The sequence below is a fragment of the Ralstonia sp. A12 genome, from assembly GCF_000801955.1.
Taxonomy (GTDB): domain Bacteria; phylum Pseudomonadota; class Gammaproteobacteria; order Burkholderiales; family Burkholderiaceae; genus Ralstonia.
This window is the reverse complement of record NZ_JSZO01000008.1, coordinates 33,151-51,989: the sequence shown is the minus strand read 5'-3', so window position 1 is coordinate 51,989 and position 18,839 is coordinate 33,151. Positions and strand designations below refer to the sequence as shown.

Here is an 18,839-nt window from a genome sequence, read left to right as displayed (position 1 = left end):
GGCGTGCCATTGTGCCGCGCTCGGGCCATTTTGTGCGGCATCGGGCGAAAATTGATGGTGTCACGCTACAACATGCGCTGCCATGATCGCAATTTCGGCTGCCGTGCCGCGCGCGCTGTCCGTCACCTTCCGCTGCTTCTTGGTACCAGCGGGCGCCGCAGATCAGCGATAAGCCTGATACACGGTCGATTGACCATCGGCGCTGATCAGCAACACGTCGTAGGGCATGCGGCGGCCACCGTAGGCGGGCCCGTCCATCCCGGGCGAGCCAAGCGGCATGCTCGGTACGGCCAGGCCAACTGCTTTTGGCCGCTCGCGCAGCAGCCGTTTGATTTCGCGTGCCGGCACATGGCCTTCCAACGCGTACCCTTGCACCATGCCGGTGTGGCAAGAGGCGTAGCGCTCGGGCATCCGCGTCGCTTTTCTGGCCTCAACAGTGTCTTCAACATCATGCGCAACCACGTCGAAACCGTTGTCGTGCAGGTGTGTGAGCCAATCCTTGCAACAACCGCAGGTGGGGGTTTTCCAAACCTCGACGACAGGTTTGGATGCCGCTTTCTGTGCGATTGCCATGGCAGGCAGGAGCGCCAGCCCGAAGGCGAAAGCGCGTCGGGTTCGAGACAGTGGTTGGGTTGGCAATGTCGTGGGCATGGTGTTGTCGAGCAAGAAGGTCGTCAGGCCCCGGGGGGTGAAAGCACGCCCAGCCAGGACACCAAGGCGAGGACGGCTAAGGCGAGGCTGGTTTCTGTCGTCAGACTTCGGCGCAGCGTTGTCACGGCCGCGGCGTGATCCCCGTTTTGCAATGCGAGCGCCAGGCGTGGGCTCAATCGATACCGGTTGGCGGCGGCCAGCGCCAGCATCCCCGCAAACAGCGCCAGCTTCGCGACCAATAAGCGACCGTAGGCTGTGGTCAGCAAACCGTCTACGGTGGGGCCGACGATCAGCCCGTAGTTGAGCGGCCCTGTTACGACCAACGTCACGACGATTACCGTGCCGACGCGGGCAAAGCCGTCAGCCGTACGGCCAAGCAGTGCAGCGTGCGTGGCAGTGGCGGGCGAGGGCCCTCGCGCGTGTATTGAAAGAACGACGAACGCAAACAACGCACCCACCCATGCACCGGCGGCCAGCAGGTGGGCGATGTCAGACGCGAGATGCAGTGCGCCCAGTGCACCGTCGCTCATCGCCCCGTGCCCCGTCCAGGCGAGCGTTGCCAACGCAATGGCGCCCAGGATGGACAGCGCGCCAAAGCGCAACGCAGGATGTGTGCGCAGCAAGGCGATGGCGGCGAGCACGGCAAACAAGGCCACCACGCGTACCGTCCAGGACAGTCCTACCGGGGTGGCAGTCAAGATCATGTCGAAGACATGGGCCGTCAGCTCGGCGTACGTGTCCACGCCCGCCATCGCCTTGGCCATCACAACCATGCTCGCCAGCGACAGCACGATGCCGAGAGCGGTAGCGAAGCCAACTACGCAAACGTACCGCCGTGCCAACGTTGAGTTGCGATCGTCTGGCTGCATGGCATGGATGCCGAAGAAGGCCACGCCAAACGGGACCGTCAACGCGACGTAAAGCCCAAACCGCAACGCGACAACGAGCCAATCTTCCGGCACGGCTTACTTCACCTGAAACGAGAAAGCGCCCTTCACGTTGTGGGTGTCCGCCGACACGGCACGCCAATCCACGCGGTAGGTGCCAGCAGGCAGCGGCTGCACGGGCGTGATGACCATGGTCTTGTCGTCCTCACCCCTCGACACTTTCGTCTCGACCTTCATCGGTGCGTGGTCTGCCATGCCGGGCATGCCGGTCATCAGCAGATTCGCGCCCGAGAACTGCGGCATGAGGGTCTCGGAGAAATGCAGCTCGATCTTGGCGGGCGCGGCAACTTCTGCGTTGTCCGCCGGTGTGGAAGAGACCAGCTTCGGATGCGCAACCGCCGCCGAAGCCATGACGGCGAAAGCGGCGCCGATGATGGCGCGGCTAGCGAAACGAGACGTGAACATGGGGGCACTCACAAGGTTGGTAGGTAAAAACGTTAGAACCAGAATCGCACACCCGCAACAACGCGGGTTTCGCCACGGCGGCCGCCGGCGGCTTCAATCATGTTGGCCGTCGCACCAAACGACTGGCTGCGCTCAACGCCGATGTACGGGGCAAACTGTCGGCTGAACTCGTAACGCAGCCGCAGGCCTGCCGTTGCGGTGGACAGCCCTGCACCGATTGCCAGATCCGGATCACGCTTGCCGTAGAAGTTGGCTTCAATGCGCGGCTGCAGGATCAGCCGCTGGGTCAGCAGCAGTTCGTATTCGCTGGACAAGCGCAAGGCCGTGCGGCCGTTGGTGCCTACATAGGCGGTTGCTTCCACGTCAAACCAGTATGGCGCCAGACCTTGCACGCCGAACGCTACCCAGTTGCGCGCCGGGCGGCCAAAGCCTGCATCGTTTCGAACGCCGAGCTGCGTATCCCAGAACGTCGATACAGCATGGCTCCATAGCAGCTCGGTGCGCGCCTCTTCAAAGCGCCCCTTTTCGATGTCGCCCTCTGCCTTGAGCACGGCCTTGTCGTACGTCGTGCCGTAGCGAGCCTGCATTTCGTAGGCGGTTGCGTTTGCGTTGTTGGCATGCACCCACTCCAGCCGATCTACCAGCACAGAACCAAACAGGTGTTGATCCGCCATCTTCATCATGTGGTGGCTATCGTCGAGTGCGTATGTGCCAACGCCGACGCGGTACCCGCCTGAATACGCATCAGGATCACGGGCGTCGGGCGGCGCTGAACCGCCTTGCATCTTCATGCTGCCGTGGTCCATGCCCTGCATTGCGCTGTGGTCCATGCCCTGCATTGAACCACCGTCCATGCTCTGCATGGAGCTGTCATCCATGCCCTGCATCGAGCCATGGTCCATGCCCTGCATCGAGCCATGGTCCATGCCCTGCATCGAGCCATGGTCCATGCCCTGCATCGAGCCATGGTCCATGCCCTGCATTGAGCCGTGATCTATCTCATGCGATGGGCGACTGCTTGATGAGGACGCCGGGGCTGGCTCCGCGCTCATCGGTTGATATTCCTGGGCCGAGGCTGTACTGATGCCGGCGGCGGCCAGCGCGACCGTCAGAAGTGTTCGTGCGTGCTTGCGCATGTGTGTTCCGCTATGAAAGTCGAGCATCAGGCCACCACCACTTCGCGGAACATGCCCGCGTCCATGTGCAACATCAGGTGGCAGTGCCATGCCCAGCGGCCTAGCGCGTCTGCGGTGACAAGAAAGCTGATCCGTTGCGCCGGTTGAACTGGGAGCGTATGCCGGCGTGCCAGGAACGTGCCGTCGGGTGCCTCGAGATCGCTCCACATCCCGTGCAGGTGCATGGGGTGCGTCATCATCGTGTCGTTGTGGAGGATGACCCGCAGCCGTTCGCCATAGCGGAAATGCACGGGCGTTGACTTGCCGAACTCCACGCCGTCGATCGACCACGTGTAGCGTTCCATGTTGCCGGTGAGGTGCAGCTCCACTTCACGCTCTGGACCACGTTTGTCGATCGGGCCGCCGACGGTGTGCATATCGGCAAGCACCAGGACGCGCCGTCCGTTGTTGCGCAAGCCGATGCCCGGATCGTCCAGGTTGGTACGCGCCATGTCGACACGCATGTCGGTGCTGGGCCCGTACTCCGTGCGCGCATGCCGTGCGACCTTGCTCGGCACTTTCAGGTCGTCCGGCGAGCCACCGTGCGCGGCATGCTGGCCATGGTCCATACCCGGCATGCTGCCGTGGTCCATACCGCTGTGCCCCATGGCACCCATGTCTCCCATCATGTCCGACATGGAAAGCCACTGCACCTTGTCGAGCGCCGGCACCGCTGCCTGCAAGCCTTGGCGTACCGCCAGCGTGCCGCGCGCATAGCCGCTGCGGTCCATCGACTGCGAGAAGATCGTATAGGCGTCGTCCTTGGGCGCGACCAGCACATCGCAGGTCTCGCCGGGACCGAAGCGGAACTCATCCACCGTCACCGGATCGATGTTCTGGCCATCCACCTGAACGACCTTGAGCTTGAGCCCCGGGATGCGGACGTCATAGAAGGTATTGCCTGACCCGTTGATGAAGCGCAGTCGCACCGTCTCGCCCGGCGAGAACAGGCCCGTCCAGTTGCCGGCGGGCGTGACGCCGTTGGTCAGATAGGTGAGCGTGGCACCGGAGACGTCGGCCAGATCGGTCGGGCTCATGCGCATCTCGTTCCACATCTTCCGTTTGCTCATGGCGGCCTTCCAACCATCGTTGGAGACATCGCGGAAGAAGTCCACCACCGTGGGCTGGTGGTAGTTGTAGTAGTCACCCTGCGTCTTGAGCTTGGCGATCATCCGCATCGGGTCTTCATCCGTCCAGTCCGACAGCAGGACGGTGTGATCACGGTCCGATCGGATCGGGTCGCCGGCGGCGGCGTCAATGATGAGGCCGCCATAGACGCCGGTCATCTCCTGAAAGCCCGAGTGCGAGTGGTACCAGTAGCTGCCGCTTTGCTGCACCTTGAAGCGGTAGGTAAAGGTCTCGCCGGGTGGGATGCCGTTGAAGCTGATGCCGGGTACGCCGTCCATCTGGAACGGCAGGATGATGCCGTGCCAGTGGATCGATGTGTGCTCGCGCAGGCGGTTGGTCACGCGCACGGTGACCGTGTCGCCTTCGCGCCAGCGCAACGTCGGGCCCGGCAGCATGCCGTTGATGGTGGTGGCCATCATCGGCTTGCCGGTGTAGTTCACGGGCGTCTCGTCGATGACCAGATCGAATTCGGTGCCACGCAGCACCGGCGCAGACCCCAGCACAGTGGATGCGGCCGATGTGCCGGATGCCGCCAGCGACGAAGTGAAGCCACCCAGCCCCAGTCCGGTGATCACCCCACCGGCGGCCAGGCCCTGCACGAATCGCCTGCGCGGCAGGTTCGGTAGCACGATGCCTGATGGACCGGATGGACGGTGACTGCGCATGGTCGGGTTTTCCTTTTGTAATGTCCGGTGCAGGTTACTTAGGTGCGGGCTACCCAGACCTGACCAACACATTACAAATCGGTCATGTTCGCGTCAGGTTGCCTCGGGCGGGGTACTCTACCGCCCATGGATAAACCACAGCGCGTGGCATGTGATTTGGGTGCGATATGAAGCTGCTAGTCGTCGAAGACGAAGCCAAAACCGGCGAATACCTCCAGCAAGGCCTGACTGAAGCCGGCTTCGTGGTGGATCTGGCCCGCAATGGCATCGACGGCCGGCACTTGGCCCTGACCGGTGATTACGACCTGCTGATCCTGGACGTGATGCTGCCCGATCTGGACGGCTGGCAGATCGTCCAATCGGTGCGGGCAAGGGACCTCGCCGTGCCGGTGCTGTTCCTCACGGCGCGCGACAGCGTGGCGGACCGGGTCAAAGGGCTCGAACTCGGTGCGGATGATTACCTCGTCAAGCCGTTCGCCTTTGTCGAACTGCTGGCGCGTGTGCGTACGCTGCTGCGCCGGGGGACCAGTGCCGTCACCGCCGATCGGATCCAGGTGGCCGATCTCGTCCTGGACCTGGCCCGTCGACGTGCATCGCGTGCGGGCCAGAAGATTGCGCTGACGAGCAAGGAGTTCTCCTTGCTGGAGCTGCTCGCCCGACGCAGCGGCGAGGTCCTGCCGCGTTCGCTGATTGCCTCGCAGGTCTGGGACATGAACTTCGACAGCGACACCAACGTTATCGACGTTGCCATCCGCCGCCTGCGCGCCAAGATCGACGACAACTTTGAGCCGAAGCTGATCCACACCGTGCGCGGCATGGGCTATGTGCTCGAAGACCCCGAGGATGCGGCGTGATGGAACAAAATCGGGGGCAAGTTCGGGGGCAGCTTTCCCTGACCACGCGGCTGACGGCGTATTTCGCGCTGTGCTCGACCGCCGTCCTGCTCGGCCTGGGCGTGGTGATTGCGCTGGCCATGGACCACCACTTTGCGGTGGAGGACTACACCGCATTGCGCGAGAACGTCAGCGTCATCCAGAAGATCGCTGAGTCGAACCCCGCCCCGCAGGTGCCGGAGCGCATCCGCGAAGCGCTCGTGCATCGCACGGACCTTGTTGCGCGCATCCAGGGGCCAGACGGCAACATTCTGTACGCGACCAAGGACTTCGATTTCCAGGCCGCAACGCAGGCATTGATGGCGCCACGTCACAACAACGACGCGCTGGTCTGGGAGCAAGCTGGCCAGCAGTACCGGGGCATGCACGCGAGCATCCCGCTGCACGATGGATCGTCTGGCGCGCTGGATCTCCTGCTTGGCATCAATACCGACATCCACGCGCACTTCCTGCATACGTTCCGGGGCACGTTGGCGTTCTACATTGCCGTGGCGGCGCTGGCGACCGGCCTGTTCGGATGGTGGGCCGCGCGTCGGGGTCTGGCGCCGCTGCGCACCATGGCCTCGCGTGCGCGCACGGTGACGGCTGACAAACTTGACGAGCGCATGCCGGTTGCGTCCGTGCCGGTTGAGGTTGCCGATCTGGCCGTTACCCTGAACGCCATGCTCGAACGGCTGCAGAACGATTTCCGCCGGTTGTCGGACTTTTCCACCGATATCGCACACGAACTGCGCACACCCATCACCAACCTGCTTACGCAAACCGAGGTCGTACTCGCCCAGCCGCGCGCAAGCACCCAGTATCGCGATGTGCTGACCTCAAACGCGGAGGAGCTGCAGCGTCTGGCGCGGATGGTCTCCGACATGCTCTACCTCGCCAAGATGGAGCACAGCCTGACGCTGCCGAATGCCGAGGCCATCCACATCGACGACGAGATCCGCGCGCTGTTCGAGTTCTATGACGCGCTGGCCGAAGACAAGGCCGTCCAGCTTGATCTGCACGGCGACGGCCACGTGACGGGCGACCGGCTCATGCTGCGTCGCGCGCTGAGCAATCTGTTGTCCAACGCGATCCGGCATACCCCACGCAGCGGCCAGGTGGTCGTTTCGGTCAGCGATGCGCGCGAGGGCGTGACGATTGCCGTGGACAACGACGGCAACGAAATCGCGCCGCAGTTCCTGCCGTTCATCTTTGAGCGCTTCTTTCGCGCAGACAGGTCACGCGCGCGGCCTGAGTCGGAAAGCGCGGGCCTGGGCTTGGCCATTACCAAAGCGATTGTCGTGGCGCACGGCGGCACCATTACCGTGGCGCGTGTCGATGGCCGCACGCGCTTCTCCATTTATCTGCCGCATCCGATTGCTGCGGCTGATGCGGTTGTCTAGCGCCGGTTGATGTTTTCAGCGCGACCGGTAAGTGGAGCACGGGCCGGCATTGCTCATGTGATTGGTGCGGCCCGTGTTGGCCGAGAAGTGTGACGCCATGACAACGGTTAGTTGACCGTGGGCAGGCCCGGCGCCGAAGTCGGCGAATTCACACTAAGAAACAGAATCGCCGCAAGCGACTTACGGTAGAGTGAGGCCCGCCGCAGATGCGAGTGGTAATCGGGGTCAAAGCGCTGCCTGAAGAAGGGAAGCGCGCTTGGCGGCGCGGAGCGTCCATAGAACTCAAGAAAGTGGTTAATGCGCCACTTATAATCGTGTGTGGGCCAGCGACTTCCGTTCAAAAAACAACATCCTCGCATCGCACTCTTTGAGGAAGCGTGTCGGAGCGCTCCATCCTTGGCATCAATTTCCGCGACATCTTGTTTGATTCATGCGTCATCTCAAATATCGCCTGAGTAGGGTCTCCGCAAGAAAGTTCTGGTACTACTTTTCGAATGCCTCCAGCCATTTTCTTGCACGCGCCACGAAAAATGGCCGGGCTGAGACGCTCCTGAAGAAAAACGGCAATCGCGATGGCCTGCAGGACGTATTCACCCGACTGAGCTACTACAACTCGATCTCGGAAGCGTTCGATCCGAGTGGCAATGCAATCGAGTATTCCAAGTTCCTGTTGAAATCCTCAACGAGCACCGTTGTGGACAAGGAACGTCAAATCGGTAGCACGTACTTCTACGATCTTGTTGATCTGATGGACTATTTCGGTCCGGGCTACAACTTTGACTACGATTGCGGAGACGTGACCGCCGAGCCGAAGGTGCCGGCTTTCGTCAAAAGCCGTCCGATCAAGAGCACTGCGCATAACGGCATCTTGTTGAAGCTCGATGCGATTCGGCATTTTGCGCTTGCCGGCGACACGATTGATTTTGCCGATAAGAAGCCGATGGCCGTTTTCCGGGGTCCGTGCCATCAGGAGCATCGCAAGGCGTTTGTCGAGCGGTGCCACGATTTGCCCCACGTCAACATCGGCGATACGCGAAAATCCGAGCTGGGAAAAGCCGCCTACAAAGCGCCCATGACCATTGCCGAGCAACTGCAATACAAGTTCATCGTCAGCGTTGAGGGGAATGATGTTGCCACCAACCTGAAATGGATCATGTCGTCCAATTCGCTGTGCTTCATGCGGCGGCCGAGGTATGAGACGTGGTTCATGGAGGGGCGGCTGATTCCTGACGTTCACTACGTTCTGCTGAAAGATGATTACTCTGATCTCCAGGAAAAAATGGCGCATTACCAAGAATTCCCAGGGGATGCATTGGCGATCGTGCGCAATGCCAATCAGTGGGTGGCGCAATTCCTGAATCGCGATCAGGAGCGCTTGCTCGGTTTGATGGTGATCGCAAAGTATTTTCGTCTCTCGGGCCAACAGGCCTTCTGGTAAAGCGCGGAAAGCGCGGCTAGGTCGACCCGCACAACATTTGATCCAGGGCAGGGCGGTGTGCGGGTTGGTCAGCGGGTAGTGCGGCGGCGCGCTACACTCTTTCTCTTTCGCCGTCTCCGTACGATTCTCCCGCCATGACCGCGTCTGTCGACACGCGCGCACCAGCGCCCACCTCCGCGCATTCGCTTTCCACTGAGCAACAGGCCTTTTTCAACGAGCACGGCTACCTCGTACTGCGGGGTCTGGCCAGTCAGCATGAGTGCGCCACCTTGCTGGCGGCTGCCAAGGACGCGCTGGAGCGCGCCATCCCGCCCGTGGAACTGGAAACCGACGTCGGCTACGCCGGGGCACCCTCCTCGCGCGAGGCGGAAGGCGGCCAGACCGTACGCCGACTGCTCGATGCGGATTCGCGCGGCACACCTTACACAGAATGGGCACGCGATGCGCGTGTTGCCGGGCCGATCGCGCAGCTGATCGGCAGCCCGGTACACCTCTCGCTTGCGCACCACAACTGCGTGATGACCAAGCATCCGGCCTTTGGCACGGCCACCAATTGGCATCGCGACAGCCGCTACTGGTCGTTTGCGCGCAATGCGCTGGTGTCCTCATGGCTGGCACTGGTGGAAGAGACCGTCGACAACGGTTGCCTGTGGGTCATCCCCGGCAGCCACAAGGTCGAACTGCCCGCCGACCGTTTCGACGCCAAGCTCTTTCTGCGCCAGGACCTGCCCGAGAACCGCGAGCTGATCGACACTGCCCGCCCCGTGCCGCTGCTGCCTGGTGACGTGCTGCTCTTCCACTGCAACACCTTCCACGCGGCGCGGGCCAATCAGACTGGTGTGGTCAAGTTCTCTGCCGTCTTTACGTACTACGGCCCTGACAATCACCCGATGCCGGGCACGCGGTCTTCGGCGCGGCCTGATCCGCTGGTCGGTTGAGGCGAAGTGGGGGAGCGTTCAACGTTTGCCTTCCCCCGTTTGTAGGTGTGCGGCGGACAGATTTGTGTCACGGGCCTTTGCTAAGGTGGACTTCCAAAGACCAGAACGGGGGAAACACCATGCCGATTCAGGAAGTGACACACGGCGCGCACGTGATCTTCGTTGATTCACTGCAGCGTGACGACCGCCGATGGACCGCGCGTTTCCAGGTCTGCCGCGCAGGCCATGTCGTGTGTGACTGGGAGGACGTTGAGATGCCAGAGGGATTCATCTCTGCCCAGCTTGCCGTGAGCGCCAGCGTATTGCTGGCCGAGCACCGCCTCTCCAGCCTGTCGTCGCATTAAAGAACGCCCGCCACGCAGCGGGCGTTTTTCTGTGCGGGTGCCTGCGCTTTTCGGGCAGCGTCTGCTCCACGGCGTGACCCGTTCATCGCATGCAGGCGACCGTTTGCACCCCGCAGCCTGCCTTTCGTCGCACCGTGGGCGACGCCCCCAAGGCCCCTGCCTAGACTGCCTCCTGACCGCCGGAACCCTATCCGGCCACGCCAATTCAGGAGATTCCCATGACTGCAGTGTTCTCAACGCCGCTGGTGTCCCGCGCGGGCGTCGCGCTGGTACTGATGCTGGCCGCGGCTGGCGCGTCCGCCGCCACGCTGACGGTTGTTATTGAAGGCGCGCAGGGCCGCCAGGGCGCGGTGCGCGCCGCAGTGTTTCGTGATGCCACCGGTTGGCTCAAGCCCGATGCTGCCGTGCGCGCAGACATTGCCGCGCTCGACAGCGTGTCGGGCAATAGCGTCACCTTTGTCTATCCCGACTTGCCGGCGGGACGCTATGCGCTGTCGGTGTTTCATGACGTCAACAACGACGGCAAGCTCGGCACCAATCCGGCCGGTATTCCTGTCGAGCCCTACGGCTTCAGCCGCGATGCAAAAGGCCGCTTCGGCGCGCCGTCCTTTGACGATGCGGCGATCGACGTGCAAGCCGATCAGCGCGTGACCATCCATCTGCACTGACCATTGATCCGGAGGCCTGCCATGCAACGCCGATCCTTCCTCGCGGCATTGGGTGCCGCACCGTTTGGCCTGACGCTGCAAGACGTGATGGCGGCCAGCGCGGACCCATGGGCTGCAGGGTTTGCTGCCGCCCGTATGCAGTATCCGTGGCTGGCGGGCTACCAGGGCGCCGGTGCGGACATGCCAACCAGCGCGCTCAAGGTGGAGGGCACGTTCCCGCCCGCGCTGCGCGGCGCGTTTTACCGCAACGGCCCTGCGCGGCATGAGATTGGCAGCATGCGCTACCACCATCTGTTCGACGGCGACGGCATGATCCAGCGCTACGACATCAGCGAACAGGGTGTCACGCACTGCGGCGTATTCGTACGCACCGACAAGTTCGTCGCCGACACCGCCGCCGGCAAACCGCTGCGTGCAACCTTCGGTACCGCCAACCCCGATATGGAGCCGGTCAGCACGCCCGACAGCATCAACGTGGCCAACACCAGCCTCGTGATGCACGGCGACGAGATGCTTGCGCTGTGGGAGGGCGGCTCGGCCACGCGCGTCGATCCGGATTCACTGCGCACGCTGGGCGTGCAGACCTGGCGCGACGACTACAAAGGCATGCCGTTCTCCGCCCACCCCAAGGTGGAGCCCGATGGCACGCTGTGGAACTTTGGCGTGAGCAGCGCGGCGGGTTTGCTGACGGTGTACTGCGTGGGCGCAGATGGTGCGCTCAAGCGCGTGCAATCCGTCAAGGTGCCCGACGTGGCGATGGTGCATGACTTTGCCGTGACGCAGCACCATCTGGTGTTCCTGCTACCGTCGTTCATCTATGACGTGGAGCGTTCGCGTGCCGGCATGTCCTTCCTTGACGCGCACGTGTGGCGGCCCGAGCTGGGGATGCGTGTGCTGGTGCTCGACAAGAACGACGTCACGCGCATGCGCTGGTTGCAATTGCCGGCTGGCTTCGTGTTTCACCTCGGCAATGCGTGGTCGTCACCGGATGGGCAGGAAATCCACCTCGACTACGTACGCTCGGACGACGCCACCATCGTCACTACCACGCTGCGTGAGCTGATGCGCGGGCAGATCCGCCCGGCACCCGGCGCGCGCTTGACGCAACTGCATCTGAACCTGCGCACGGGTCGTGCCGATCAGGCGGTGACCGAGCACGTGGCGGAGTTTCCGAAGATCGACCCGCGCCGCACGGCATTGCGCCATCGTGCGTTGTTTACCGTGGCCCGCACGGCGCCAACCGGCAACGGGCAGGCACTGCACGGGTTCGACACGATCCTGCGCTTCGATACGGATTCAGGGCAGGTGCAGCAGTACCGCTTCGCGCAGCACGTGATGGTGGAGGAACATCTGTTCGTACCGGCCTCGGCCAGCGCGCGTGAAGGCGAGGGGTGGCTGATCGGCACAGTGTTCGATGTGGATGCCGGCTGCACCAAGCTGACGGCGTTCGATGCGCGCAACCTGTCGGCAGGGCCGATGGCCGTGGCAAGCCTGAACGGCGTGGCGCCGCTCGGCTTGCATGGGCTGTTTCGTGCGGCCTAGCGGGCGTGCCTGGCCATCCAGCATCAAAGCGGGTGGGTCAGCAGGCTGTAGATCGTGCGCACGCCGCTTACGTAGTTGCCCATCCGCAGGTTCTCGTTGGCGGCGTGCTGGTTGTTATCGGCGTTCACCAGCGGAATGATCGCAAACGGCACCTGCAGCACGCCCACGATTTCTGCGGTGGGCACCGTCCCGCCCATCATGCGGATGCGCACCGGCGCAGGGCTGGTGCCAAAGCTGTCGGTCAGCGACTGATAGGCCCATTTGCCTACTGCCGAGTCGATCGGTGAGCCGGCAGCGTCAGCACCTTCGCTCTGATACGAGAAGCTGGCGAGCTTGTCGTAGCGGCTACGTTCTTCGTCGGTCGGCGCGTCCTTCACAAGGTGATAGCCCTGGCGAACGATGTACTGCTCGATCTGCTTGCCGAGGTAGGCCGCGCTGGAGTCTGGCGTGGTCCGCAGATCCATCTCGGCGACAGCCTTGTCGGGCACGATGTTCGCCACCTTGTCGCCGATGGCTGCGGACGCCATGCCGCGCACGTTCAACGAGGGGTACTGCATCGCTTCCTGGTAGTTGGCGCCGACCTTGTCGGCATGCGCAATGCCCAGGCGCTTGTTGAGCGCAGCCTCATCGTCAGGCACGGCCGCCATGATCTTGCGGTCGGCCTCGCTGATCTTCACGTGGTCGTAGTAGCCCGGCACGGTCACGCGGCCCTGATCGTTCTTCATCGATGCCAGCAGGCTGGCCATCTGCTGCGCCGGGTTGCGGGCGTAGTTGCCGTAGTGCCCGCTGTGCAGCGGCACCTTGCCGCCATACACGGTGAGCCTGGCCTCGGCGACGCCGCGGTTGCCGAAGATCAGCGTCGGCAGATTGCTCGCATGCATGGGGCCGTCGTGGATCACGATGGCATCGGTGCGCAGCAGTTCGCGGTTTGCCTGCATCACCTTGCTGATGGAGGGCGAGCCCTTCTCTTCTTCGCTGTCGAGGATGACCTTGACGTTGACGGCCGGCTGGTTACCACCGGCCTTCAGCGCGTCGATAGCGGCCAGCATCATCATGATCGGGCCCTTGTCGTCAGCCGACGAGCGGCCGAACACGCGCCATTCCGGGTCCAGCGGGCCGCTGAAGAGCTGGGCCGAGTCGATCTCTTCCCAGCTACCCTGCGCCGTCTTGCGTTTGAGCACTGGTGTCCACGGGCTCTTCTGCGCCCACTGCGTGGGGATCACCGGCTGGCCGTCGAGGTGCATATAGAACAGCACCGTCTTGCGCGCGGCATCCGGGTTGGGCAGCTCGGCATACAGCATCGGCTTGCCGTTGTTGGCCAACTGCTTTGTCGTGAAGCCGCGCTTGCGGAACGCCTGCTCCAGCCAATCGACATTCTTGCGGACGTCTTCCGGAACGATGGCGTCATTGGGCAGCGACAGCAGCTCGAAGTACTCGCGATAGGTCGCCTGGGCATGATGTTCGGCGTCTGCCACGGAGAGTTCCGCGGCGCCGGCCAGGCCGGCGGCACCGAGCATCAGCGCCGGCACCAGTGCCAGCAGGCGTTGCGCCGCGCGGGGCGCGAAAGTTTGGCGGTCTGCGAACTGAAGAGGCATGGGCGTACTCAGCTGGTCGAACGGTGCGTAGCAGTCTGAGCACATGTGACCTTTTTGACCATTAGAATTTTCTTGGGATATCTTTGCATTTTCTGCAAAGCAAAAAAGCGCCTCGCCTACATCGCCCATGTCGTCCCATCGCCTGCAGGAAACGTCCCTACGCTATTTTCTCGAGGTTGTTCGCAGCGGCTCGCTGACGGAGGCGGCGGCGCGTTTGCACGTCAGTGCGTCGGCCATTAGCCGGCAGGTCGCGATGCTTGAAGAGCTGCTCGGCGTGCCGCTGTTCGAGCGCCAGCCGCGCGGCATGACACCGAGCGCGGCGGGCGAGCTGCTCGCTGCGCACGCGTTGCGCGGGGCGCTGGAGGCCGAGCGTGTCGTCTCAGATATTCAAGGCTTGCAAGGGCTGCAACGCGGGCGGGTGCGCATTGCGTGCTCCGATGGCTTTGCGATTGAGTTTGTGCCGCGCGTCATCGTGGCGTTTCGCGAGCGGCATCCGGGCATCCAGTTCGACCTCCGCGCCGAAGAGCCCATGCGCGTGACCGAGGCGGTGCTGCGTGGCGACGCGGACATCGGCCTGACCTACAGCCGCGCCGCCGTTCAGGGCATCCGCGTGGAATACCAGCAGCGGGCTTCGGTGTTCGCGATCATGCGGCCCGACCACGCGCTGGCGAAACTGCACAGCGTGACACTGGCGCAGATGCACCCGTTTCCGATTGCGCTTTCGGGGCCCGACAACACAGTGCGCCAGCTATTCGACATGAGTTGCAGCCATCGCGGGCTCGTGTTCGAGCCAGTGCTGGTCAGCAACCGCTTCGACGGGCTCCTGAGCTTCGTGCAGCATGGCGGCGGGCTTGCCATTGCCGGAGAGACCACGGTGCGCGATCGCGTACAGCGCGGCGAGTTGCATGCCGCGGAGATTCGCGAACGCGGCATGCGTGGGCGTGCGGTTGAACTGCAGACGCTGGCCGGCCGCACCTTGCCCGAGGCGGTGCGGGTCTTTCTGGACTTTCTGCGTCAGGCGCTGCCGGCGCCGAAGTAGCGCCGGGGGCTTATCGGAAAGCGGGTTCGTCAAAGCTGCGCAGCTTGCGCGAGTGCAGCGCCTCAACGCCGTTCTCGCGCAGCAGGCGCACGGTTTCCATGCCGATTGCCAAGTGCTGGCTCACGCGCTGGCGATAGAACAGGTTGGCCATGCCGCGCAGCTTCAGCTCGCCGTGCAGCGGCTTGTCCGACACGCACAGCAGGGTGCCGTAGGGCACGCGCAGGCGGAAGCCGTTGGCGGCAATCGTGGCGCTTTCCATGTCGATGGCAATCGCGCGTGACTGGTTGAAGCGGCTGTACAGCGCTTGGTACTTCAGCTCCCAGTTGCGGTCATCGGTGGAGACCACGGTGCCGGTGCGCATGCGCGATTTCATGTCGGCTCCAGACAGCCCCGTGATGCGCGCCACGGACTCCTGCAGCGCCACCTGAATTTCTGCGATGGGCGGCACAGGCACCCACGGCGGCAGGTCCTGATCGAGCACGTGGTCATCACGCACATAGGCGTGAGCGAGCACGTAATCGCCCAACTGCTGCGAGCGGCGCAGGCCACCACAGTGGCCGATCATCATCCAGCAATGCGGACGCAGCACGGCCAGGTGGTCGGTGATGGTCTTGGCGTTGGATGGGCCTACGCCAATGTTGACCAGCGTCACGCCCAGGCGGTCTTCGCGCACCAGGTGGTAAGCGGGCATCTGCGGCAGGCCCTTGATGCGGTGCGCATCGTCGGGTGCCGGGGTGCCGAGTTCGTGCACCGTATCGCCGGGTTCGACAAAGCGGATGTAGCCCTCGTCGTTGCCGTCTTCCATGAGCTTGCGGCCGAGAGCGGCAAACTCATCAACGTAGCGCTGGTAGTTGGTGAACAGCACGAAGCGCTGGAAGTGCTTCGGATGCGTGGCGGTGTAGTGGTACAGGCGCTGCAGGGCCAGGTCGACGCGTTCGGCGGTGAACATCGACAGCGGCTGCGGTTCGTCACCCTCGGGGCGATAAGTGCCGTTGGCGATGGAGTCGTCGATCTGCGCGAGGTCGGGCAGCGTGAACGCGCCACCCAGTGCGCGTGCCTGCTCGGGCGTGATGTCCACCGTGGACGCTTCCACCACGAAGGGCAGCGGAATCGGCCGGTTGCTCACCCCCACCACCACCGGGCTGTTGTGATAGTGCAGCAGGCGCTCGATCTGCACGCGGTAATACTCGCGGAAGAGATCCGGCCGCGTGAGCGTGGTGCCGTACACGCCCGGATACGCCACCGTGCCCCAGGCGGGCCGCGCGTCACTCACCAGCGTTTTGGGGTCGACGGTGATGCCGAGATAGGGGTAGCAGGCGGAGCCGTCTTCGCTGCAATCTTCACCACGTGCGAAGGCGAGGAAGCGGTCGCGAATCGTCTGCGCGGAGCGCTCGTAGATGGCGGTGATGCGCTCGACGGCGGTGTTGGCGTCGGTGCAGATCGCCAGGTCGTGCGCGGGATAGAGATGGGCGGTAGCGCGGGTATCGGTCATAGTCCGATGATACCGACGTTTTGTGAACGCAAGATAGCCGTGTTGCTTACGTCACCGCGTCGGCGATGGGGCGCGCACGCCAGCGCAGGAAGCGCTTCCAGGTCGACATTTGAGCCCGCTGTGGCGTGGGCGTGTTGGATGCCATGCGCAGCCAATTTGGCAGTGCCTCGATCCCGCTGCACAGCAGGAAGTACAGTACGGCAACCGCGCCAAACACTTCTGCCGGATACGCTACCGTGCGGCTGTTGACCTGGCCTGCGGCAGTGGACAGCTCCACCACGCCCACGATGTACGCCAGCGACGTGTCCTTGACCGTCGACACCCACTGATTGGCCAGCGACGGCAGCATGATGCGCCACGCTTGCGGCAGCACGATCGTCAGCAGTGCCTGCATGGGCCGCATGCCCAGCGCCAGCGCCGCATTGCGCTGCCCGGCGCCCACCGCATGCAGGCCGGCTTCCATGCTTTGCGCGATGTAGGCGGCACCCACGGCTGCCAGCGCGGTCACTACCGTAGCCGTTTCCGGCACGGCCACGCCCAGCGCCATCGGGATCAGGAAGTACGCCCAGAACATCAGCATCAGCACGGGAATGGCCCGCAGCGTCGCCAGCACGCCACGCAGGGTGCGAGCCAGCCAACGCCGGTTCGATCTTGCATCCAGCCGATCCAGCAACAATGCGCAGCCAACACCCAGCGCAGTCGCCGCCACGCAGGCCAGCAGCGCCATCCACACAGTGAGCGCCGCGCCTGACAGTGGCCCATTCGGATACGGACCAACCAGCAGATACCGTAGATGCAGGAGGAGGGCTTCTGCAGTCATGCCGCGGCTCCAGCCAGCCCAACTGCTGAAGTGGATACCCAGCCCAACCGCCGCAGCACTAGCGGCGCTGCCCATTGCAGCAGCAGGATCACCACTGCATACAGCACTGTTGCCACGGCAAAGGCCTGGAAGGCGAGCAGCGTGTCGGTCTCGACCTGCCGTGCACTGTAGGAAAGTTCTGCCAGCCCGATGCCCATGGCCAGCGAGGTGTTCTTGATGGTGTTGGCGCATTGCCCGAGCAGCGGCAGCGCCGACACGCGCAGCGCCTGCGGCAGCACCACGCACAAGAATGCTGCCCGCGGCGTGAAGCCGAGCGACAAGGCGGCCTCACGTTGGCCGCGCGGCACCGCCCGGATGCCGGCACGCAACTCTTCCGAGAAGAACGCACCGGCATACAGCGCAATGCCAAATGCGGCCGCCAGGAATTCAAACGATGGCGCTGGCAGCCGCCAGTTGCCCAGCGCGATGCCGCTCAAGCCCGTAATGGCGCCAACCACGTTTTCACCCAGCAACTGCGCGGCCCCGAAATACCAGAAGAACAGCTGCACCAGCAGCGGCGTCTTGCGCAGGAAGGCAACCAGCCCGCGCGCCGACAGGGTCAGCCACGGTTGGTTGCTGGCGCGCAGTGCGGTCAGCAGCAGGCCAAGCGCCAAGCCACCGGCGATAGCCGCTGCCGACACCAGCAGCGTCATCCCGAAGCCCTCCAGCATCCAGCCGAGGTAACGCGGCGGCAGGGGCTGGAGGAAAGCGGGCAGACTCAAGCTCACTTGGTGCTGCCGATCACGAAGTCACGCGGCAGCGGTGCGGTGCTCTTCGGGCCGAACCAGCGGTCATAGATGCGGGCGGCGGTGCCGTCTTTTTCCAAGCCTTGCAGGATCTGGTCGACGGAGGTGGTGAGTTGCGTCTCGCCCTTGGGCACGCCAACGCCCATGTACTCGCGCGTCAGCACGAACGGTGAGATCTCCAGCTCGCTGCGATTGGGCAGCGTTGCCAGCAGCGCGCCAAGCTTGGCACCGTCCTGTGCGAACGCTTGGATGGCACCGCTGCGCAGCGCCGTGAGCGCCAGGGGGGAGTCGTCATAGGCAATCACGCGGGCATTGGGGTAACCCTCGCGCAGCGTCGTCTCCTGCGTGGTGCCCTTGTCCACGCCCAGGCGAATGCCATCCTTCTTCAGATCATCCGGCTGCTTGAGGAAGCCCTTCTTGGCAATGAACTGCAGGCCGCTCGCAAAGTACGGCGTGCTGAAGTCGATCTGCTTCTTGCGCTCGTCGGTAATGGTGAAATTGGCGGCAATCAGGTCGACCTTGCCCGAGGTCAGCAGCGGCACGCGGTTGGCCGGGTTGGTGGCGCGCAGCTCCAGCTTGACGCCCAGTTTCTTGGCGATCTCCTGTGCGTAGTCGACATCCAGGCCAACCGGTTGGCCGGTCTTGGCATCGGCATAGCCGAACGGCGGGTTGGCGTCGAACACGCCCACGCGCAGCACGCCCGCCTTCTTGATGTCATCCAGACGATCGGCCCGGGCGGCCGGCGCGTGCAACACGGCCAGCGCCAGTGCCGCCCCAATGGCCACGCCCACCGCCTGACGCGACGCGCGCGCCAAGCCTTGCAACGAGAAACGCCCCGAGAATCCTGCTTGCATGACTACCCCCTGAAGATTTTGAGGGGCCCAGCGTAAAGTGGATGTTGCACCGCGCAAACGAATTCGTTGGCAGATCGA

The 18,839-nt window shown here is 63.6% G+C and carries 18 protein-coding genes; 8 read left to right on the top strand and 10 right to left on the bottom strand.

The window, feature by feature from the left end:
• Positions 1–162: 162 nt before the first annotated feature.
• Genes PI87_RS12095 through PI87_RS12075 form a run of 5 tightly spaced genes read right to left on the bottom strand, consistent with a single transcriptional unit; the run spans position 163 to position 4,971 of the window.
• The gene (locus PI87_RS12095; RefSeq protein ID WP_039598137.1) at positions 163–651 is read right to left on the bottom strand and encodes a DUF411 domain-containing protein; all 489 of its coding nucleotides are present in this window, start codon (positions 649–651) and stop codon (positions 163–165) included.
• A gap of 23 nt (positions 652–674) precedes the next feature.
• Positions 675–1,613: a copper homeostasis membrane protein CopD gene (copD, locus tag PI87_RS12090; protein WP_039597956.1), complete on the bottom strand. Its 939-nt coding sequence runs from the start codon at positions 1,611–1,613 to the stop codon at positions 675–677.
• A 3-nt stretch (positions 1,614–1,616) separates the two neighbouring features.
• Positions 1,617–2,003, bottom strand: a complete 387-nt coding sequence (gene copC / locus PI87_RS12085; protein WP_039597955.1) for a copper homeostasis periplasmic binding protein CopC — start codon at positions 2,001–2,003, stop codon at positions 1,617–1,619.
• Between the two features lie 32 nt (positions 2,004–2,035).
• Positions 2,036–3,166, bottom strand: a complete 1,131-nt coding sequence (locus PI87_RS12080) for a copper resistance protein B (RefSeq protein WP_157003114.1) — start codon at positions 3,164–3,166, stop codon at positions 2,036–2,038.
• On the bottom strand, positions 3,166–4,971 hold the full coding sequence (locus PI87_RS12075) for a copper resistance system multicopper oxidase (protein WP_039597953.1): 1,806 nt from the start codon (positions 4,969–4,971) through the stop codon (positions 3,166–3,168). The genes PI87_RS12080 and PI87_RS12075 overlap by 1 nt, the downstream gene beginning before the upstream one ends.
• A gap of 167 nt (positions 4,972–5,138) precedes the next feature.
• Here PI87_RS12075 and PI87_RS12070 point away from each other — a divergent pair, with 167 nt between their 5' ends.
• The 7 genes from PI87_RS12070 (at position 5,139) to PI87_RS12040 (ending at position 12,176) form a co-directional block, all read left to right on the top strand.
• Entirely contained in the window at positions 5,139–5,825 is a 687-nt protein-coding gene (locus PI87_RS12070; RefSeq protein ID WP_039597952.1) for a heavy metal response regulator transcription factor, read from the top strand.
• Positions 5,825–7,246 (top strand): heavy metal sensor histidine kinase, encoded by a 1,422-nt coding sequence (locus PI87_RS12065; RefSeq protein WP_039597951.1) that lies wholly within the window; start codon positions 5,825–5,827, stop codon positions 7,244–7,246. The genes PI87_RS12070 and PI87_RS12065 overlap by 1 nt, the downstream gene beginning before the upstream one ends.
• A gap of 430 nt (positions 7,247–7,676) precedes the next feature.
• A complete protein-coding gene (locus PI87_RS12060) occupies positions 7,677–8,684 on the top strand; it encodes a glycosyl transferase family 90 (RefSeq protein ID WP_052321497.1) in 1,008 nt (335 codons plus the stop codon).
• Between the two features lie 134 nt (positions 8,685–8,818).
• A complete protein-coding gene (locus tag PI87_RS12055; protein WP_039597950.1) occupies positions 8,819–9,622 on the top strand; it encodes a phytanoyl-CoA dioxygenase family protein in 804 nt (267 codons plus the stop codon).
• A gap of 119 nt (positions 9,623–9,741) precedes the next feature.
• Positions 9,742–9,966 carry a hypothetical protein gene (locus tag PI87_RS12050; RefSeq protein ID WP_039597949.1) on the top strand — a complete coding sequence of 75 codons (225 nt, stop codon included), beginning with the start codon at positions 9,742–9,744 and terminating at the stop codon, positions 9,964–9,966.
• Between the two features lie 218 nt (positions 9,967–10,184).
• Positions 10,185–10,634 (top strand): DUF2141 domain-containing protein, encoded by a 450-nt coding sequence (locus PI87_RS12045; protein WP_039597948.1) that lies wholly within the window; start codon positions 10,185–10,187, stop codon positions 10,632–10,634.
• Between the two features lie 21 nt (positions 10,635–10,655).
• Positions 10,656–12,176: a carotenoid oxygenase family protein gene (locus tag PI87_RS12040; protein WP_039597947.1), complete on the top strand. Its 1,521-nt coding sequence runs from the start codon at positions 10,656–10,658 to the stop codon at positions 12,174–12,176.
• A gap of 23 nt (positions 12,177–12,199) precedes the next feature.
• On the opposite strand, the gene PI87_RS12035 is transcribed toward PI87_RS12040, so the two are convergent.
• Positions 12,200–13,693: a M20/M25/M40 family metallo-hydrolase gene (locus PI87_RS12035; RefSeq protein WP_052321520.1), complete on the bottom strand. Its 1,494-nt coding sequence runs from the start codon at positions 13,691–13,693 to the stop codon at positions 12,200–12,202.
• Between the two features lie 205 nt (positions 13,694–13,898).
• Between PI87_RS12035 and PI87_RS12030 the strand changes: the two genes are divergently transcribed.
• Complete coding sequence (locus PI87_RS12030; protein WP_039597946.1) at positions 13,899–14,810, top strand: LysR family transcriptional regulator; 912 nt, start codon at positions 13,899–13,901, stop codon at positions 14,808–14,810.
• A gap of 10 nt (positions 14,811–14,820) precedes the next feature.
• Here PI87_RS12030 and PI87_RS12025 read toward each other — a convergent pair whose 3' ends face one another.
• Genes PI87_RS12025 through PI87_RS12010 form a run of 4 tightly spaced genes read right to left on the bottom strand, consistent with a single transcriptional unit; the run spans position 14,821 to position 18,761 of the window.
• Positions 14,821–16,302, bottom strand: coding sequence for an AMP nucleosidase (locus PI87_RS12025; RefSeq protein ID WP_039597945.1), 1,482 nt, complete (start codon positions 16,300–16,302; stop codon positions 14,821–14,823).
• 46 nt (positions 16,303–16,348) lie between these two features.
• Entirely contained in the window at positions 16,349–17,122 is a 774-nt protein-coding gene (locus PI87_RS12020; protein ID WP_039597944.1) for an amino acid ABC transporter permease, read from the bottom strand.
• Positions 17,119–17,832: an amino acid ABC transporter permease gene (locus PI87_RS12015; RefSeq protein WP_084209954.1), complete on the bottom strand. Its 714-nt coding sequence runs from the start codon at positions 17,830–17,832 to the stop codon at positions 17,119–17,121. The genes PI87_RS12020 and PI87_RS12015 overlap by 4 nt, the downstream gene beginning before the upstream one ends.
• Positions 17,833–17,885: 53 nt before the next feature.
• The gene (locus PI87_RS12010) at positions 17,886–18,761 is read right to left on the bottom strand and encodes an ABC transporter substrate-binding protein (protein ID WP_052321496.1); all 876 of its coding nucleotides are present in this window, start codon (positions 18,759–18,761) and stop codon (positions 17,886–17,888) included.
• Positions 18,762–18,839 lie beyond the last annotated feature (78 nt).

Bases quoted from the DNA above. Each gene is read 5' to 3' on its own strand.
- PI87_RS12075 (WP_039597953.1), bottom strand. From the start codon at position 4,971: ATGCGCAGTCACCGTCCATCCGGTCCATCAGGCATCGTGCTACCGAAC.
- PI87_RS12025 (WP_039597945.1), bottom strand. From the start codon at position 16,302: ATGACCGATACCCGCGCTACCGCCCATCTCTATCCCGCGCACGACCTG.
- PI87_RS12055 (WP_039597950.1), top strand. From the start codon at position 8,819: ATGACCGCGTCTGTCGACACGCGCGCACCAGCGCCCACCTCCGCGCAT.
- PI87_RS12015 (WP_084209954.1), bottom strand. From the start codon at position 17,832: ATGCTGGAGGGCTTCGGGATGACGCTGCTGGTGTCGGCAGCGGCTATC.
- PI87_RS12095 (WP_039598137.1), bottom strand. From the start codon at position 651: ATGCCCACGACATTGCCAACCCAACCACTGTCTCGAACCCGACGCGCT.
- PI87_RS12070 (WP_039597952.1), top strand. From the start codon at position 5,139: ATGAAGCTGCTAGTCGTCGAAGACGAAGCCAAAACCGGCGAATACCTC.
- PI87_RS12010 (WP_052321496.1), bottom strand. From the start codon at position 18,761: ATGCAAGCAGGATTCTCGGGGCGTTTCTCGTTGCAAGGCTTGGCGCGC.
- PI87_RS12045 (WP_039597948.1), top strand. From the start codon at position 10,185: ATGACTGCAGTGTTCTCAACGCCGCTGGTGTCCCGCGCGGGCGTCGCG.
- PI87_RS12040 (WP_039597947.1), top strand. From the start codon at position 10,656: ATGCAACGCCGATCCTTCCTCGCGGCATTGGGTGCCGCACCGTTTGGC.
- PI87_RS12020 (WP_039597944.1), bottom strand. From the start codon at position 17,122: ATGACTGCAGAAGCCCTCCTCCTGCATCTACGGTATCTGCTGGTTGGT.
- PI87_RS12065 (WP_039597951.1), top strand. From the start codon at position 5,825: ATGGAACAAAATCGGGGGCAAGTTCGGGGGCAGCTTTCCCTGACCACG.
- PI87_RS12035 (WP_052321520.1), bottom strand. From the start codon at position 13,693: ATGCTCGGTGCCGCCGGCCTGGCCGGCGCCGCGGAACTCTCCGTGGCA.
- PI87_RS12080 (WP_157003114.1), bottom strand. From the start codon at position 3,166: ATGCTCGACTTTCATAGCGGAACACACATGCGCAAGCACGCACGAACA.
- copC (WP_039597955.1), bottom strand. From the start codon at position 2,003: ATGTTCACGTCTCGTTTCGCTAGCCGCGCCATCATCGGCGCCGCTTTC.
- PI87_RS12060 (WP_052321497.1), top strand. From the start codon at position 7,677: ATGCGTCATCTCAAATATCGCCTGAGTAGGGTCTCCGCAAGAAAGTTC.
- PI87_RS12050 (WP_039597949.1), top strand. From the start codon at position 9,742: ATGCCGATTCAGGAAGTGACACACGGCGCGCACGTGATCTTCGTTGAT.
- PI87_RS12030 (WP_039597946.1), top strand. From the start codon at position 13,899: ATGTCGTCCCATCGCCTGCAGGAAACGTCCCTACGCTATTTTCTCGAG.